Origin of the sequence: Microcoleus sp. LAD1_D3, from assembly GCF_036702135.1 — a bacterium.
In the GTDB taxonomy this organism is placed as follows: domain Bacteria; phylum Cyanobacteriota; class Cyanobacteriia; order Cyanobacteriales; family Microcoleaceae; genus Microcoleus.
In genome coordinates this window covers 112,074-126,568 of the sequence record NZ_JAUBSB010000005.1, presented here as the reverse complement: position 1 = coordinate 126,568, position 14,495 = coordinate 112,074, and the positions used below count along the sequence as shown (strand labels likewise).

The following is a 14,495-nucleotide window of genomic DNA, read 5'->3' as shown; positions in this document are numbered from 1 at the left end:
AGAATAAAACGTAAACAATCAGATCAGCAGTAGAGAGTAGACAACAAGTCTTTGCCTTCTCCCTCTGTGATGATTTGGGACTGTGTTTAATCGCAGGTACTTGCTCAATGCTGAGAACTTTGAGCAAGGTTTGAAACCGGAGGCAAGTATAAATACTGCAATAATTCTTAAATACAAGTTCATTAAGATTTACATCTTGAGATAGATGAATTAATAGATGAATGAGCTTATAATAAAACTTAATTGTTAGCTTGTCTAAAATTAACCCAAAAACCGGAGGATATTCCAATGCAAATAAGTGGCAAAGCCTTCGGCTCCTGCTCTCGCTGCGAAACAGTACCTGAAAAAATAGAGGGCAGGGGAGGTCTATACCTGTGGTTTCCAGTATCACACACGTTGAATAAGGTTATTTCTGCACTGACCAAGGCTAAACTTGAATTCGGGCTGTTAGAAGAGAGCAAGTGTTTGTACATTATGCTTGAGGGCATAGCAAACGAAAAGTTTAAGGCCCTAGCATCATCGGTGCTGACAACTCAAGAGTTGAAAGAGACAAAAGTTTTGTGGATGCGCGAAGTTGAACAGCCAAAACTTAGCGATTTTTATCGCAGCACTTCCTTAGACTATTTTATTAATTTGAGTAACTCTGATTGGCTGTTAGATTTATTGTCCGAAGAACGCATTACTACACATTTTCAGCCCATTGTTTATACCTCAGATACTTCTAAAATTTTTGCCCACGAAGCGCTACTCCGAGGAATTGACGAGCAAGGAAACTTAATTTATCCGGGCCGGATTTTTGCCCAAGCAGAATCAGCAGGCCTAATTTTTCAACTAGATGTTTTAGCCCGGACTCGCGCTATCCGCGAAGCCCATGTTTACGATATCAAAGAACTACTTTTTATTAATTTTTCTCCCACTTCAGTTTACGATCCCGCTACGTGTCTGCGGAGAACAGTACAGGCTATTGATGAAGCGGGAATTCCTCACAGCAATATTGTTTTTGAAGTGGCGGAATCTCAGCACCCTCCTGATATGGATCACTTAATTAATATTCTGAGGTTTTACCGAGAGGCGGGATTTTTAATTGCCCTGGACGATTTTGGCAGCGGTTCTTCTAATTTAAATTTGATGCACCAACTGCGTCCAGATTTTATTAAGTTGGATATGCAATTGATTCGCAACGTCCATCAAGATTATTATAAGGCTCTCATTACGGAAAAGATGTTAGAAATTGCTGCTCAATTAGAAATTAAAACTGTTGCTGAAGGTGTGGAAACTTTGGAGGAGTTTGAGTGGGTGCGAGAACGGGGAGCAACTTTTGTTCAAGGTTATTTGATTGCTAAGCCGACTTCTCCGCCGATCGCAGTTACGAGCTATATTGGTGCTGAACCAGTACCTATTTCTGCTTAAATGGTTTACATTTGCGATTTGGCGCTACATTTGCTCGTTACCAGGCAGAGCCTGGTAACGAGAATAACTAGCATTTTAAACGCTCAAATTGCGTCGCAAAAACATTTCTAAGGATTCCATTTTCATGCTGTAGATTGATTCCAAGTTTTGCACTTCTTCGGGAGTGCAGAAATACTCGTTACCCAGCAATACCCGCAAAGTTCCTAAGTCTTTTTGAGCTTGAGGATTCAATAAACCCAAAGCATTTCTCAAACCGTCAAACACCATCAGCGGCGGGTTGATTACCATCGGTTCGCGCTTGAATAAGCGTGCAAAAATGCGGGGAATGTCATCCCTTGTCAGCACATCCGGGCCACCGACTCGCAGAATTTGGTTGCGGGCGCCTTCGACTGTTGGCGAGTCTGCTGCAATCTTTGCCAAATCGTCGGTACTGACAACAGAGGTGCGGTTTTTGCCGTCGCCAATCAGCAGGTAAAGTCCGGTTTCTCGAAATCTTTCTGCTAGTGGTAACAAGCTGGAAGCAAAACCAGCAGGCCGCAAGATTGTATAATTCAAGCCACTGTTTTGCAGGTATTTTTCTACTTCTCGCTTGGCTTTAAATACTGCTGAATCTTCGTATCCGCGATCGACTCCCAGTACCGAAAGAAAGACAAAGTGCTGCACTCCCGCTTCTTTGGCGCAGTCGATCAATTCTATGTTAGCGCGGTAGTGAACTGCTTGAACGTCGCCGCCGGTGCCGTGGCTGCTGATAATGTATTGCACTCCTTGGCAGGCTTTTTTAATATCTTTGTCTTGTTTTAAGTCGCCGATAAAAATCTCGGCGCCTCGGTTTTCTAGTTCTGAGTAGCGAGATGCGAGGCGAACGAATGCGCGGACAGGCTTCTCTTGCTGTCTGATTTCTCGTACAATTCGGCGGCCTAGTGCGCCTGTTGCTCCGGTTACTAAGAACATGATTTTTAGTTGTTGGTTGTTACTTACATATTGCACTTTTCTCAATAGTAGGCAAGATGCCGGTTCCACAAAGAGTGAATTTTCTTGTGGGGAGTAGGGGGTTGGGCATCCTGTCCGCCCATCCAAGGCTTATTGAGAATGGGGCAAGATGTTAATTGTTATTAACCTTATAACTTATAAATCAAATTTCGACAATTACGGGGGCGTGGTCGCTGGGTTTGATTAATTTTCTGGGAGCAGTATCTATTGTACAGTTTTTTGCTTGTTCGTAGAGGGGAGGGCTGAGATAATGGTGGTCGATTCTCCAGCCGTTGTTGCGGGGAAATGCGGCGGCGCGGTAGTCCCACCAGCTATAATGACCGCCTTCTGTGGTGAATTTGCGAAAGGGGTCGTTTAATCCTAATTCTATGATTTCTGTTAGCGCGAGGCGCTCGGCGACAGACAAGCCGACGGAGTTAGCATTGGCTTTGGGATTGTGGATATCTCGATCGTCCGGGACGATGTTGAAGTCGCCGCAAATACACAATTTGGGGGATTTATCTAGTGCTATTTTGAGGTATTCTTGCAGCAGTTTGAGCCACTTTAGCTTGTACTCATATTTCTCGCTGCCAACTTCGGAACCGTTGGGAACGTATACGCAAATAATGCAAATATCGTCTATAATCCCCGCTATGAGGCGTTTTTGTTCGTCAAACATACCTGTGGCTTCGTCGCCGAGAAGGGGGGCAAATCCGGTGCTGATTTGCGTTAGGGGCGATCGGCTAAAAATGGCGACGCCGTTGTAGGATTTTTGACCGGAAATGTAGCAGTTGTAGCCGAGGTTGGTGAAGGGTTCTAGGGGAAAGTCTTTGTCTGGAACTTTGGTTTCTTGGAGGCAGAGAACGTCTGGGGAGTTTGTTTGCAACCAGCTAGTAACGTGTTCTAGGCGGGTGCGGATTGAGTTGACGTTCCAGGTGGCGATTTTCATTAATATAGTAATCCTAAAGGTTAGGTGAGAGGGAGAGCGATCGCACCTATTTTAACCCATTTTATTCACAGTCTAGTCACTTGATTTGATAAATGTAAGCATCTTCGATCCACGTCTGATTAATCCGATCATTCGTCATTCTTCTGCCTGATAAGTCTAAATTCCAATCTTGTTGTATCTGACGTAAGCCCTCAATTAAGTCATGTTTTGGGCTTACTGCTACGAGGGCTGTCCAATCGATTTTCAATTCAGGTTTAACTTCGCGAAAGACTGACAGAATTTCCCCATAAGTTTTCAGCGAACCTTCGCGATCGTACAGAGGTGAAGTGAGCATCAGCCGCCATGTTTCTGGTTCTGGTGCGTAGTTCCAGAGAGCAGAATCAACTGATAGATTTGCTGCATTTAGAGCGTCTATTAGTCTTTGACCTTCTGCTATTTCGTGACTTAATAATGTTGCTGTAGCCATTGTAAAACTCCGTGAGTGGGGTCAGTAATTGCTAAGTATATATCCAGGGCTTTTTGTTGGCTATGTATTTGATAGCGGCTTTCTTCTGACCAGTCTCTGACCTCTAACCATCCCACTGAAAAATTAGGATCGTCGAGGAGAGACCTTAACTCTTTATCAAGTTTAGCAACTTTAACCAACTTTTCTAAATCGTGGGTGTAACTGTCCATAACAGTTTTCTTGTCAGGAAAATCAAATTCCTGAGTTTGCTTGGCAATGCAAGCCTTTAAAGCGCATTCGATGACATAACCGCTGAGGTAGTAAGCACCTGAGTATTTATGATTGTTGAGCAGCACTTCTACTTCTTCAAGTCGAGTGAGTGCTAGGTTCTGTAAATCTTGGCTATTCAAAAGTTTAGCATACCTCCATAAATTTTTACTATCTTAGCTATAGTTTAGCAGAGCGATAAATTTATCAGTTTTTGTGTCGGGTTTTGTTGATTATATATTCTCTGATTACTGGCGCGATCGTAAAGTGCGATCGCCCGTTTTGTTTGACTGTTTCAACTAATGACCGTCGTCCTAAAGATTGCATGACTTTCAAGAGTTCTGGCGGTGATAGTTGCAGGTTTTCTGGTATTTTTGAGATGTCGGCAGGTTCGGGGGTATTGGCTAGCCATGCGATCGCCTGTTGTTCGGATGCGGTTAGGCGATCGAAATGCTGGTGCAGGAGTGATTCTAAGTCTCCTAAGAATAGGGTATCATAGGAGAGGAATTCGGAAACGCTACCGCCGAATAAGTCTTGAATCAATGTGGCAACTATATTTAACCATAAGGGATTGCCTCGGTAAAGGTCGATTAGTTCTGACCATTTCTCCGGTTCTGCTAAACCTTTTTCTCTGAATATTTCTTGTGCTTCCGCGCCTAAACCGTTGAGTTGCAGAGATTTGCAGGGGCGGTTTTCGCCTTCTAAGGCGGCGATTTCTCTGGGTTTTTCCCAACTCAGGAGGATTAAGCAACTGTTGTGGGATGATTCTGTTATTTGTTTGAAGAATGCGCCGTAATTTTCATATCCAGGTTGGTAATTTCCTGCGAGTTGTTGGCTGCTGAAGATGGTTTGGATATCATCGAGGATGATGAGACAGCGGTGTGATCGTAAATATTTTAGTAGGGGCAATCCCCCCGTGGTTGCCCTTTCTTCGGGATAGGGAACGGGCACGGGGACACCGCCCCTACAGGATTTAATTAAGTCGGTTTGGAGTGATGCCAGCGGTGGAGAGTTGCGGAGACTTCGCCAGATGATGTAATCGAATTCGTGTTGAATTTGTGAGATTAGTTGGAGAGTAAGGGCGGTTTTGCCAATACCGGATAAGCTTAAAATGGTGATGAGGCGGGTGCGGCCTAAAATCCAGTTTTCGAGGGTGGTGAGTTCGGATGTGCGGTTATAGAATAGGTTGGGTTCTGGTGCATCGGATAAGTCTAATCGCTGTTTGGGCTGAGTTTTGCTAGAGGTGTCCTGATTTTTATTTTCTAAGTTTGGGGTTTCTAAGAATTCAGGATGGTTTGCACAAACCTTAAACTTACCAACTTGTGCATTGTCGCCAAAATGTGATGAAACTATCGAAAATTGCCATCTTTCCACTGTATATGCAAAGTTAGATTGATTGATGTCTTCACCTAATGTTTCTGATAGAAGTTTCCATAATTTTGCTGCGACTTTTTTGACATGAGCTTCGCTACGGTAGCAAGTTTTGGCAATTTCTGGGTATTTCTGGCGTTGCCAAGTGCCTCGCAATATACCTTCTTGTAGATGGTTGAGGTGTTTTTCTGTCTTAGCGAATACGAGATCGTCAGCCACTTTTAAGACTTCTTCAACGTCCATAGGTCGAGTCAGGGTTTGGGTTTTGCCTATTGCGATCCTACTTTATCCTACCGTTTGATACTTTAGCAACTAAATCCTACTTTATCCAACTGAAAGAAATCAGGAAAGGTAAAAAAATGCCTACTAAATCCTATTGATTTGATTTGATTTGAGTATATTTTTCACATATGCTAAAAAATCAGGACGCAATAAATTTAAGCAATTTTTAAGAAGGAATGGCTAACATCAATATTGCAAATACTCCCGATGCACAAGGCACAGAGGATGATGACTTCATTCGTGATACTGATGGCAGCCGCAGAACGTTCGGCTTGGGGGGTAATGACTGGATCCGTGGCTTGGGTGGCAATGATGAACTGTTCGGGAATCAGGGTCGTGACACACTAGATGGTGAGGGCGGGTTCGATACCCTCTACGGTGGTAAAGATGCAGATACTCTTGACGGTGGACTTGACGATGACGTTTTGTTTGGGAATGCGGGCACTGATACCCTTATTGGTGGACGCGGCAACGATCAAATGTTTGGGGGGCGTGATAACGACAAGCTATCGGGTGGCGACGGTGCGGACATTTTATCTGGAGATTTAGGTTTTGATGTTCTGAATGGAGGAGCTGGACGAGACACGTTTATCCTTCAAGATGAAGTCGCTACTAATACAGTAGATTTTCTGCAAGACTTCTTCCCTGGGGAAGACAAAATTGCACTTCCAAAAGGTCTGACATTTGCTGACATCGAAGTCCTGACATTTGAAACTGCTGGGTTGAATCCACGTTTCGTGGAAAGGCAGTTTGAACCCTGGAATGCATTTTGTGGCGTCTGCGCTGGTGCCGATCAAAATCTGGCTTTACGAGTTAAATCCACTGGTCGAATTATTGGACTTGTGGATAAATCGCCAACTACTCGTGTTCCTCTAACACCAGCGAGCTTGACAGCAGCGGACTTTATCAGCAGTTGAGGATTCTGCTATGCTGGGTGGTAGCCTGTCGCTATCGGAAATAACGTGGGAGGGTGAAAACCCCTGCGATTTATGGAGGGGATGAAACCCGACTCAACAGGTTTTAACCTGTTGTCTCTCTTGTTTCCCGCGTTGATTTTCAGTGTACTTTTTAACTACTAATGAAGAATCTACTGAAAATAAGTAGATAACCAATTGCCAGCAAGGTAAGTAAATGCAACTCAGCAAAAGTGATATAGCTCATAAACATTAAGGAAAGGGGCGATTCGGCGAAGGCAAATAGGCTGCGACGAATCGCATTTTTTGATGATATAGCAATCGCTTTTCAATTTAGAAATAACCAAAAGGCGATCGCCCTTACGTCCCAACTTGTCACAAAGTGCGTGAAGCGCAGCTATCCCGTAGGGAATCGCGCCTCTTCCGCTGTACTTGCAAAAAAATTACATCCAAGATAAACTAGGAAATAGAAACTAAGCAACCTCTGATGCTGAAAGCAAAAATATAATGAAAACTAAAAGCTTCACAGTCATCATTTACAAAGAAGAAGATATGTACATTGCCGAATGTCCAGAAGTCGGCACAATTGACCAAGGCGAAACCATAGAACAAGCGATCGCCAATCTCAAAGAAGCTACAAGGCTCTATCTCGAAGAGTGTCCTTTACCCGACGAAATCACTCCCAGGTTTGTAACTAGCATAGAGGTTAGCTATGCCTAGGTTGCCCAGAATATCAAGCCTAGAAGTAATTCGCGTACTAGAGCGTTTAGACTTTTATCAAGCCAGACAAACGGGTAGCCACGTTGTCCTTAAAAAGCCTCTTCCAGACGGAGAAATTGTTTGCGTTGTGCCACTCCACCGCGAGTTAAAAATTGGTACTCTCAGCGGTGTTCTAAAGCAAGCAAAGGTCACACCTGATGAGTTTATAGCTAATTTATAAGTGAGAATAACCGGGTTTCCCAGTAGATGAGTTTTTGTAGCTTGTAGGGGTCGATCGCGATCGTAATGAAATAGCGATCGCCCCTCATCTCCCAATTTGTCAAAAAGTGCGTGAAGCGCAGCTATCCCGTAGGGAATCGCCCCTACATGAATTATTCAAACTAACTCCGACACACTCAGCCGCCCTTCTACGGGTTCATACTCATCCTCTAAAAGCCAATACTGCGCCTCATCATAACTCTTACTAGAAAACACAACTTTATAACCCTCAGCCGGATTGTAGATCCGACAATTTCCCTCAGCGTCACTTAGTAACAAAAGAAGATAAGGCGGTGAAAGATTTGGATCTATCCATACCTCTGTAAATTCCCAGTTATTCTTCACTAAATCGGCTTCGAGGCGTAACGTGGTATCGGTTTTCTGCATCAACTTTTATCTCTCCGTAGTAAAGTAAAAGACGGCTACCATCCGGGTCAACTCTATAACCAATTGATTCAGCAAAAAACTTACCATAACGATCGTAGCCCCGAATCGTACCTGTAAAGTCTCCATCTTCTATTATGGCTTGAGCTACCTGATTCATAGTAGCCTCATCGTTAAAAATATGAGCAGCACGTCCTTTATTAAGCAGTCTTCTCATTTGTGGCGTGTCTGGCAAGTGTTTAGCAATGTGCCTGCTGTCAAGGGTGATTTGGCAATTAATTCCACTCATTAATTAATTACTGAGCATACAAGTATGATTAAATCATGCGATCGCCCTTACATCCCAAATTGTCAAAAAGCCTGTAGGCGTAACCAGCCACAGGCAATGGGCGCATAATCCCTATGTCTGTAGCAAATCCCCATCAGTCAACAGTTGATACTACCAAACATCGCTCTAAAAAATACTTGACAGTGAAAATGTGGGGGTGTATTATAGAAGTAGTGCAAACAATGAAAAACATGAGACTAAAAAGTTGGGAGTCTCCCCGCAGCGAGGGCAGAAACTCCAAAGGTAAAGGCGGCTCAGCCAGGGCTCGGCAACTCAAAAAGCAACAGCAAACTCTGCGAAAACAGTTAAAAGCTCAACACGATCGACAAAACTACCAACAAAACCATCAAGGGAAGGAAACCGATAATTCCTTCCCTTTTTTTGTATTTTTCCGCTGCTCAATCCCGCTGAATGTTCGGACAAATCGTGCTAGTAATGCTCGCCTGCGAGGGTTGCTCTTGCCAGCAGTTGAGAATGCCTTGCAACTCCCCCTTCAAAGTTTCTAAGGCTGCAATTTGCACGGAAATTTCCTCTACCTTAGCCGTTAGATGCTGCTTCGCTTCAGAGCAAGGCAACTCTCCCCGATCGCGAACCTGTAAAATATCCTTAATCTCCTGAAGGCTCAAACCCAGAGCCTGAGAGCGTTTAATAAACGCCAACCTGTTGAATACGGTTTCGCCAAACAAGCGATAGCCAGCGGGCGAGCGCTTTACCGCAGGAGACAGCAAGCCCATCTCCTCATAGTAACGAACAGTTTTGACCGACAAACCACTACAGGCAGCTACAGAGCCAATTTGGTACAGTTTCTCGGCAACAGAAATATTCATAAACCAAGCATCCAAGATCGAAAGACTTTCTTGCCCTATCTTTTAGTGCCTCAGATCCAGGGAGTCGATCGGCACATCGCCCAGTCAGCATTGCCCAGTAATCTTAATAAGGAGGATTTTTTTTAGACACATTAAGCACGGGCAACTGAGGTCTAGAAGACTGAGGAGGAAGATAGTATTCGGGAGCCGGTGCGGGTTGTTCGGCTCCAGAGCGGTAAAATTGCCACCAGCGGAGAGCCATCGCCACCCCAGCGGTACCCAGCCCAAAAGCCAATAAAGAGCCACTCGCACCGATGCTGCCGATGGCTGCATCGACAACGCCCACTGTCACAACAAAGCTGGTAATTGGCTCTCTACGGTAAGCTGACCTCAAAAGTCGCGTCCACGAAGCATTCATTGGGTTTTACTCTGTTCTATATTTATTTACAAGCTCTAAAACTTAGAGTTGGCGGAACGATCGGGATTTCTAGCTCAAAGACTAGCTTCACCTAAATTAATCTTCTCGCCTGTGGGGAATTGTACGGGAGCGAGGCAAAATTGCCAAGCTTGTCAAATCAAAATTCCACCCCATATATACCTCCAAAAGCCAGCTATTGCATTCGGGAACAGATCTCTCTCGGCAGAGAAGTCGCTGGGCTTGTTTGTAATTAATATTTTAATCAATTCCCGAATTTGTCGCGGTCCGCAGAACTCACACCCGCTGCCGGAAGAGTCAAGACAAAGTGTAAGGCTGACCGCGCCATTGCTAAAATTAGTTGAGACCTAACCAGGACAGCAAGCCCTGGCCTGTGACATACTCGATAATTAAAGTTACAGAAAAACCGATCATCGCGGCTCGACCATTAAGGCGTTCCGCGTAGCTGTTGAAGCCAAACTTTGGCTGTTCCAGTTTGGGAGTGACGGTGGGTTGTAGTTGTGTCATTGCTTTGGGTACCTGGCGATCGACGCTATTCAAATGTGAAATCCAATGTTAGTTACAAATCTTAAACATTGCTACTTCTATTATAAAGAGGGTTAACCGCCGTCAACCATCCCCGAAGAGAAAAAACTGCAGCCAACTAAAGCCACTTAATTATACCCGCTCAAAATATGACTAATCAGTTAGATAACGATAAGCTTCCTATCGCCGCACAGCGAGTTGCCTTTGCCCTTCGTACAACAGGCTGGGTTTGCTTCTGGGTACAGTTAGTGCTAGCGGTGGTAGCGGCGATCATTTTGCTCTTTGCCATCCCCTTCGCCATCCCCAGCGCTACCGCCGCTGCGGGTTCAACCAGTGCCGGCACCGGCGGTGGCGTATTTTTTGCTATTTGCGGGCTAGCCGTACTCGCTTACAGCGTATATCGCTCTTTCCGCTTCACCCGCTTGTCGAGACAACTGCGATCGCCCGCTAACGCTGTCCGCCCCAAAAAAGCAGACACCATCAAAGAGGTGCGGCTGGCACTGATGAGCAACTTGTCAGGAATGGTGCTGACGCTGATCGGCGCAGAAGCCATCAGTGGCACTCTCTTAGCCAAATCTCTAGCTCAGCCGCAAGCCTTGTTCGGTGCCGCAGTCGATGTGGGTCGATTTATTCAGCCCCTAGATATATTTGTGGTACTAGCCAATACTCACGCTACTGTTGCCCATTTTGTCGGGATTTTCGGGGCTCTGTGGTTGCTCGATCGCATCCACAAGCAATAGACAATTGGTAAGTGGCAATTGCGCCTCTGCCACTCTCCCACTCTCTCACTCTCTCACTCTCCCTCACACTCCCACTCTCCCCCAACCGACATCCGGAATCACTGCCAACCTGTCGAAGAACGTACTCAGATACCTTCTACCAAGACAACATGAATATCATGGCACTGAAACCCGAGGCTTATTTTGGGGTGACAGATCACCCAACTATTGAAATTTCTCAAGAAAGTTTTCGTTCTGTCCTAGGTCAAATAGAAGCTGAACTCCTCTGTAGCGACACCTATAGCCAGGCTCTCGCTAGCTTGCAAACAATGTTGGGCGAAGCAGCCTCCGCTGCCGAAATTTTAATTAGAGCAGTTAGCAGAGAAGCCGTCAAGCTCGCCTTTGATCGGTTTCCCAAACAAAACAAAATTGAACCGCAAGTAGCCGAAGAGAGTTTTGGTGCTGTAACTCCCGGCATTGGGACGGTGACAGAATTTAAAGAATTGGAGCCACCAGTAGCTGTTCCTGTCTTCTATTGGCGCAGCGCTAGTGTGGAAGCACCCCCCCAAACCGAGTCCGACACTCAAATTTCCGATCGAGACACTAACACTTCTGAAGACAGCAAACAAGCGCCCCAAGACGAAATTAAAGTCGAGTCGGCTGCACCTGCAACTGTCACCGTCCCCGGAAAATCCTTCCCAGGGTTCGGTTTTCCCAAAAAGCCGAAAAAACTCACAAAGGAAGAAGAAGCAGCTTTAGCCGTTCAACAGCGAGAAGAGTGCCTGCGGGAGTTGGGTGGAGAATTGCGTAAGGGACGGCAAATTCGCTCCCTATCCCTGCAGCAACTCCACAGTCAAACTCTCGTGCCGCTGCACCACATCGAATCGATCGAAAATGGGGAAATCGACAAACTGCCCCAAGATATTTACGTTAGAGGTTTTATCCGCAGACTCGGCGACGCCTTGGGACTAGACGGCAGCGCTATGGCGAATGCTTTGCCCAAACCCGCTCCGAGCCCAATTCCCAGTATGTATGTGTCTGTTTCCGATTCCGACTCAGCCGAAGGCTTTCAAATGCGTCCGCTGCATTTGTACATCGGCTACACCGCTTTGATGGCTGGGGCTGTAGGGGGTTTGGGTTGGCTGTCGCAGCAACCCGTGGTGCCAGGAGCACAGGCAGTACCTCCCATGCAGGTGACACCGCCAGCCTCAGTTGCACCGGCTCAGAAGACTCCAGAAAAAGCACCTCAACCGGGTTTGAAGAAGTCTAACCGTAACGGGGTAATGATCGTGGGGGCTGACATGGCGCCGCCGGAGGTGATTTTTGGTTAGTGTGTGTCGGGCGATTGATCGCCCGACAACACTCTTGGCGCAGGTGAACTCTGAAACCCAGTTTCAGAGTTCACCTGCATAGGGATACTTACTTGAAAACATGAGTAGTGGAGAGCAATCACCGTTTAGATTTTAGTTGAATCCCCCACCTTCATCCATCTGTGGAGTCAATTTTAAAATCTCGCGTCTAAAATCTAAAATCGCCTAGCCCTACACCCAAAGTGAATTTTTAACTGCATCAGGAAACCCGATATGTGCGATAAACTATCTATTTGACCACTCCTAAAAGAGGTTTCCGATAAGATGAGTTCCCCAGCCACCGCTGCTTTCCCCGATCTCGATCCGCTATCGACTCACTCGCCAACAGTCACGAGTTTGGCGGCACCAGACAGTGCTTTGGTAACGGCGGCTCAACTGCCACAAGCATCTTGGACAATAGAAGATAGTGAGAAACTCTACCGAATTCAAGGTTGGGGCGAACCGTATTTTTCGATCAATGCAGCCGGCCACGTTACAGTGTCTCCCAAGGGCGATCGCGGCGGTTCCCTCGACTTGTGCGAACTGGTAGAATCCCTCAAACAACGAAATTTGGCTTTGCCCCTGCTGATTCGATTTTCTGATATTTTGGAAGACCGGATCGAGCGCTTAAATTCGTGTTTTGCCAGAGCGATCGCTCGGTACAACTACAAAAATGTCTATCGCGGTGTGTTTCCAGTTAAATGCAACCAGCACCGACAATTAATTGAAGATTTGGTGCGTTTCGGTCAACCCCATCACTTCGGGCTCGAAGCCGGCTCGAAACCGGAATTAATGATAGCTTTGGCGACCTTAAAAAACCCAGGCGCTTTATTAATTTGCAACGGTTACAAAGACCGCGAATACATAGAAACTGCTATTTTGGCGCAGCGGCTAGGGCAAACTTCCGTAATTGTGCTGGAGCAAATAGAGGAAGTAGAACTCGCAATCGCCGCCAGCAAAGCATTAGGAATTAAACCGATTTTGGGAGTGCGAGCAAAACTCACTACCAAAGGCGTTGGTCGCTGGGGAGTTTCCACGGGCGATCGGGCAAAATTTGGCTTGACAATTCCTGAAATTATTCGCGCAGTCGCCGAACTAGAAAAAGCTGGAATGCTCGATAGTTTGCAGTTATTGCACTTCCACATCGGCTCTCAAATTTCCTCAATTAGTGTCATCAAAGACGCCATTCGAGAAGCCAGCCACATTTATGTAGAATTAGCTAAATTGGGAGCTAATATGAACTACTTGGACGTAGGCGGTGGACTCGGCGTTGACTACGACGGGTCTAAAACAAACTTCCACGCTTCCAAAAACTACAATATGCAAAACTACGCTAACGACGTAGTAGCGGGAGTGAAAGATGCCTGCGACGAGCGCAAAATCCCGGTTCCAATTATCATTAGCGAAAGCGGGCGGGCGATCGCTTCTCACCAATCAGTGTTAGTTTTTGACGTACTCGGTACTAGCGATGTCCCCAGAGAAGTACCAGAACCAGTAGATGAAAACGCGCACCAAATTCCGCGCAATCTCTACGAAATTTACCAATCTATCAGTCCCGAAAATTACCAAGAAGTTTATCACGATGCTATCCAATTCAAGGAAGAAGCAGTCAGTTTATTTAACTTAGGCTATTTGGGGATTGCGGAGCGGGCGAAAACCGAACAGTTGTACTGGGCTTGCTGCGATAAGATACAGGCGATCGCGCGGCAAAAAGAATACGTATCTGACGATTTGGAAGACTTAGAAAAGGTGATGGCGTCTATTTATTACATCAACTTATCTGTTTTCCAGTCAGTACCGGACAGTTGGGCAATTAACCAATTGTTCCCAATAATGCCAATTAACCGACTCGATGAAGAACCAACTCAGCGCGGTATTTTAGCCGATCTCACCTGCGACAGCGACGGCAAAATAGACCAATTTATTGATTTGCGAGATGTGAAGTCGGTTTTGGAACTGCATACTCTCAAACCTGGAGAACCTTACTATTTGGCGCTATTTTTGGGAGGTGCTTATCAAGAAATTATGGGCAACCTTCACAACTTATTCGGCGATGCAAATGCAGTTCACATTCAGCTAACACCTTCTGGCTATCATATCGAACACGTTGTGAAAGGAGACACTATGAAAGAAGTCCTCAGCTACGTACAGTACGATGCAGAAAATTTGGTGGAAAGCATCCGCCGTCAGACAGAAGCAGCTTTGCAGCAAAATAAAATTACTCTTTCCGAGGCCCAACTTTTGCTGCAAAATTACGAACGGAGTCTCAGCCAATATACTTATCTTCAGTCTTAAAATGTAGGGTGCCACCTAAGCACATTACCACAATTAAAAGCTGAGATCATAAATGTAGAAGTAGGGTG

At 45.7% G+C, this 14,495-nt stretch carries 17 protein-coding genes; 7 read left to right on the top strand and 10 right to left on the bottom strand.

Features of this window, described 5'->3' with window-relative positions; all coding sequences use genetic code 11:
* Positions 1 to 288 precede the first annotated feature (288 nt).
* Positions 289 to 1,410, top strand: coding sequence for an EAL domain-containing protein (locus tag QUA74_RS04450; RefSeq protein ID WP_333325394.1), 1,122 nt, complete (start codon positions 289 to 291; stop codon positions 1,408 to 1,410).
* Between the two features lie 75 nt (positions 1,411 to 1,485).
* Here the strand turns inward: QUA74_RS04450 and QUA74_RS04445 are convergent, their stop codons facing one another.
* From QUA74_RS04445 to QUA74_RS04425, 5 genes are all read right to left on the bottom strand, one after another.
* Positions 1,486 to 2,361, bottom strand: coding sequence for an SDR family oxidoreductase (locus QUA74_RS04445; RefSeq protein ID WP_333325391.1), 876 nt, complete (start codon positions 2,359 to 2,361; stop codon positions 1,486 to 1,488).
* A 181-nt stretch (positions 2,362 to 2,542) separates the two neighbouring features.
* Positions 2,543 to 3,328 carry an exodeoxyribonuclease III gene (gene xth / locus QUA74_RS04440; RefSeq protein WP_333325388.1) on the bottom strand — a complete coding sequence of 262 codons (786 nt, stop codon included), beginning with the start codon at positions 3,326 to 3,328 and terminating at the stop codon, positions 2,543 to 2,545.
* 76 nt (positions 3,329 to 3,404) lie between these two features.
* Positions 3,405 to 3,794 (bottom strand): hypothetical protein, encoded by a 390-nt coding sequence (locus tag QUA74_RS04435; RefSeq protein WP_333325384.1) that lies wholly within the window; start codon positions 3,792 to 3,794, stop codon positions 3,405 to 3,407.
* A complete protein-coding gene (locus tag QUA74_RS04430; RefSeq protein WP_333325383.1) occupies positions 3,773 to 4,183 on the bottom strand; it encodes a HEPN domain-containing protein in 411 nt (136 codons plus the stop codon). The genes QUA74_RS04435 and QUA74_RS04430 overlap by 22 nt, the downstream gene beginning before the upstream one ends.
* A 64-nt stretch (positions 4,184 to 4,247) precedes the next feature.
* Positions 4,248 to 5,654: an NB-ARC domain-containing protein gene (locus QUA74_RS04425; protein ID WP_333325380.1), complete on the bottom strand. Its 1,407-nt coding sequence runs from the start codon at positions 5,652 to 5,654 to the stop codon at positions 4,248 to 4,250.
* A 215-nt stretch (positions 5,655 to 5,869) separates the two neighbouring features.
* On the opposite strand from QUA74_RS04425, the gene QUA74_RS04420 reads away from it, so the two are divergent.
* The 3 genes from QUA74_RS04420 (at position 5,870) to QUA74_RS04410 (ending at position 7,547) form a co-directional block, all read left to right on the top strand.
* Positions 5,870 to 6,610, top strand: coding sequence for a calcium-binding protein (locus QUA74_RS04420; RefSeq protein WP_333325378.1), 741 nt, complete (start codon positions 5,870 to 5,872; stop codon positions 6,608 to 6,610).
* Between the two features lie 504 nt (positions 6,611 to 7,114).
* A complete protein-coding gene (locus QUA74_RS04415; RefSeq protein WP_333148509.1) occupies positions 7,115 to 7,327 on the top strand; it encodes a type II toxin-antitoxin system HicB family antitoxin in 213 nt (70 codons plus the stop codon).
* Positions 7,320 to 7,547: a type II toxin-antitoxin system HicA family toxin gene (locus tag QUA74_RS04410; protein ID WP_015174173.1), complete on the top strand. Its 228-nt coding sequence runs from the start codon at positions 7,320 to 7,322 to the stop codon at positions 7,545 to 7,547. The genes QUA74_RS04415 and QUA74_RS04410 overlap by 8 nt, the downstream gene beginning before the upstream one ends.
* 155 nt (positions 7,548 to 7,702) lie before the next feature.
* Here QUA74_RS04410 and QUA74_RS04405 read toward each other — a convergent pair whose 3' ends face one another.
* The 5 genes from QUA74_RS04405 to QUA74_RS04385 all read right to left on the bottom strand — a co-directional run bounded on the left by QUA74_RS04405 (position 7,703) and on the right by QUA74_RS04385 (position 10,046).
* The gene (locus tag QUA74_RS04405; RefSeq protein WP_333325376.1) at positions 7,703 to 7,972 is read right to left on the bottom strand and encodes a hypothetical protein; all 270 of its coding nucleotides are present in this window, start codon (positions 7,970 to 7,972) and stop codon (positions 7,703 to 7,705) included.
* Positions 7,920 to 8,186 carry a DUF6972 family protein gene (locus QUA74_RS04400; RefSeq protein ID WP_333325374.1) on the bottom strand — a complete coding sequence of 89 codons (267 nt, stop codon included), beginning with the start codon at positions 8,184 to 8,186 and terminating at the stop codon, positions 7,920 to 7,922. Before QUA74_RS04400 ends, QUA74_RS04405 begins: the two co-directional genes overlap by 53 nt.
* A gap of 509 nt (positions 8,187 to 8,695) precedes the next feature.
* Positions 8,696 to 9,124, bottom strand: coding sequence for a heavy metal-responsive transcriptional regulator (locus QUA74_RS04395; RefSeq protein ID WP_333325372.1), 429 nt, complete (start codon positions 9,122 to 9,124; stop codon positions 8,696 to 8,698).
* 103 nt (positions 9,125 to 9,227) lie between these two features.
* Positions 9,228 to 9,521, bottom strand: a complete 294-nt coding sequence (locus QUA74_RS04390; protein ID WP_333120947.1) for a hypothetical protein — start codon at positions 9,519 to 9,521, stop codon at positions 9,228 to 9,230.
* A 354-nt stretch (positions 9,522 to 9,875) separates the two neighbouring features.
* Entirely contained in the window at positions 9,876 to 10,046 is a 171-nt protein-coding gene (locus tag QUA74_RS04385; RefSeq protein WP_333325369.1) for a hypothetical protein, read from the bottom strand.
* A gap of 167 nt (positions 10,047 to 10,213) precedes the next feature.
* Between QUA74_RS04385 and QUA74_RS04380 the strand changes: the two genes are divergently transcribed.
* The 3 genes from QUA74_RS04380 to speA all read left to right on the top strand — a co-directional run bounded on the left by QUA74_RS04380 (position 10,214) and on the right by speA (position 14,427).
* On the top strand, positions 10,214 to 10,804 hold the full coding sequence (locus QUA74_RS04380) for a DUF3611 family protein (protein ID WP_333325367.1): 591 nt from the start codon (positions 10,214 to 10,216) through the stop codon (positions 10,802 to 10,804).
* A 158-nt stretch (positions 10,805 to 10,962) separates the two neighbouring features.
* Complete coding sequence (locus tag QUA74_RS04375) at positions 10,963 to 12,114, top strand: helix-turn-helix domain-containing protein (protein ID WP_333325365.1); 1,152 nt, start codon at positions 10,963 to 10,965, stop codon at positions 12,112 to 12,114.
* Between the two features lie 303 nt (positions 12,115 to 12,417).
* Complete coding sequence (gene speA, locus QUA74_RS04370) at positions 12,418 to 14,427, top strand: biosynthetic arginine decarboxylase (protein ID WP_333325362.1); 2,010 nt, start codon at positions 12,418 to 12,420, stop codon at positions 14,425 to 14,427.
* The last annotated feature ends 68 nt before the right edge of the window (positions 14,428 to 14,495 follow it).

Bases quoted from the DNA above. Each gene is read 5' to 3' on its own strand.
- QUA74_RS04380 (WP_333325367.1), top strand. From the start codon at position 10,214: ATGACTAATCAGTTAGATAACGATAAGCTTCCTATCGCCGCACAGCGA.
- QUA74_RS04450 (WP_333325394.1), top strand. From the start codon at position 289: ATGCAAATAAGTGGCAAAGCCTTCGGCTCCTGCTCTCGCTGCGAAACA.
- QUA74_RS04405 (WP_333325376.1), bottom strand. From the start codon at position 7,972: ATGCAGAAAACCGATACCACGTTACGCCTCGAAGCCGATTTAGTGAAG.
- QUA74_RS04435 (WP_333325384.1), bottom strand. From the start codon at position 3,794: ATGGCTACAGCAACATTATTAAGTCACGAAATAGCAGAAGGTCAAAGA.
- QUA74_RS04375 (WP_333325365.1), top strand. From the start codon at position 10,963: ATGGCACTGAAACCCGAGGCTTATTTTGGGGTGACAGATCACCCAACT.
- QUA74_RS04385 (WP_333325369.1), bottom strand. From the start codon at position 10,046: ATGACACAACTACAACCCACCGTCACTCCCAAACTGGAACAGCCAAAG.
- speA (WP_333325362.1), top strand. From the start codon at position 12,418: ATGAGTTCCCCAGCCACCGCTGCTTTCCCCGATCTCGATCCGCTATCG.
- QUA74_RS04395 (WP_333325372.1), bottom strand. From the start codon at position 9,124: ATGAATATTTCTGTTGCCGAGAAACTGTACCAAATTGGCTCTGTAGCT.
- QUA74_RS04420 (WP_333325378.1), top strand. From the start codon at position 5,870: ATGGCTAACATCAATATTGCAAATACTCCCGATGCACAAGGCACAGAG.
- xth (WP_333325388.1), bottom strand. From the start codon at position 3,328: ATGAAAATCGCCACCTGGAACGTCAACTCAATCCGCACCCGCCTAGAA.
- QUA74_RS04410 (WP_015174173.1), top strand. From the start codon at position 7,320: ATGCCTAGGTTGCCCAGAATATCAAGCCTAGAAGTAATTCGCGTACTA.
- QUA74_RS04400 (WP_333325374.1), bottom strand. From the start codon at position 8,186: ATGAGAAGACTGCTTAATAAAGGACGTGCTGCTCATATTTTTAACGAT.
- QUA74_RS04445 (WP_333325391.1), bottom strand. From the start codon at position 2,361: ATGTTCTTAGTAACCGGAGCAACAGGCGCACTAGGCCGCCGAATTGTA.
- QUA74_RS04415 (WP_333148509.1), top strand. From the start codon at position 7,115: ATGAAAACTAAAAGCTTCACAGTCATCATTTACAAAGAAGAAGATATG.
- QUA74_RS04425 (WP_333325380.1), bottom strand. From the start codon at position 5,654: ATGGACGTTGAAGAAGTCTTAAAAGTGGCTGACGATCTCGTATTCGCT.
- QUA74_RS04390 (WP_333120947.1), bottom strand. From the start codon at position 9,521: ATGAATGCTTCGTGGACGCGACTTTTGAGGTCAGCTTACCGTAGAGAG.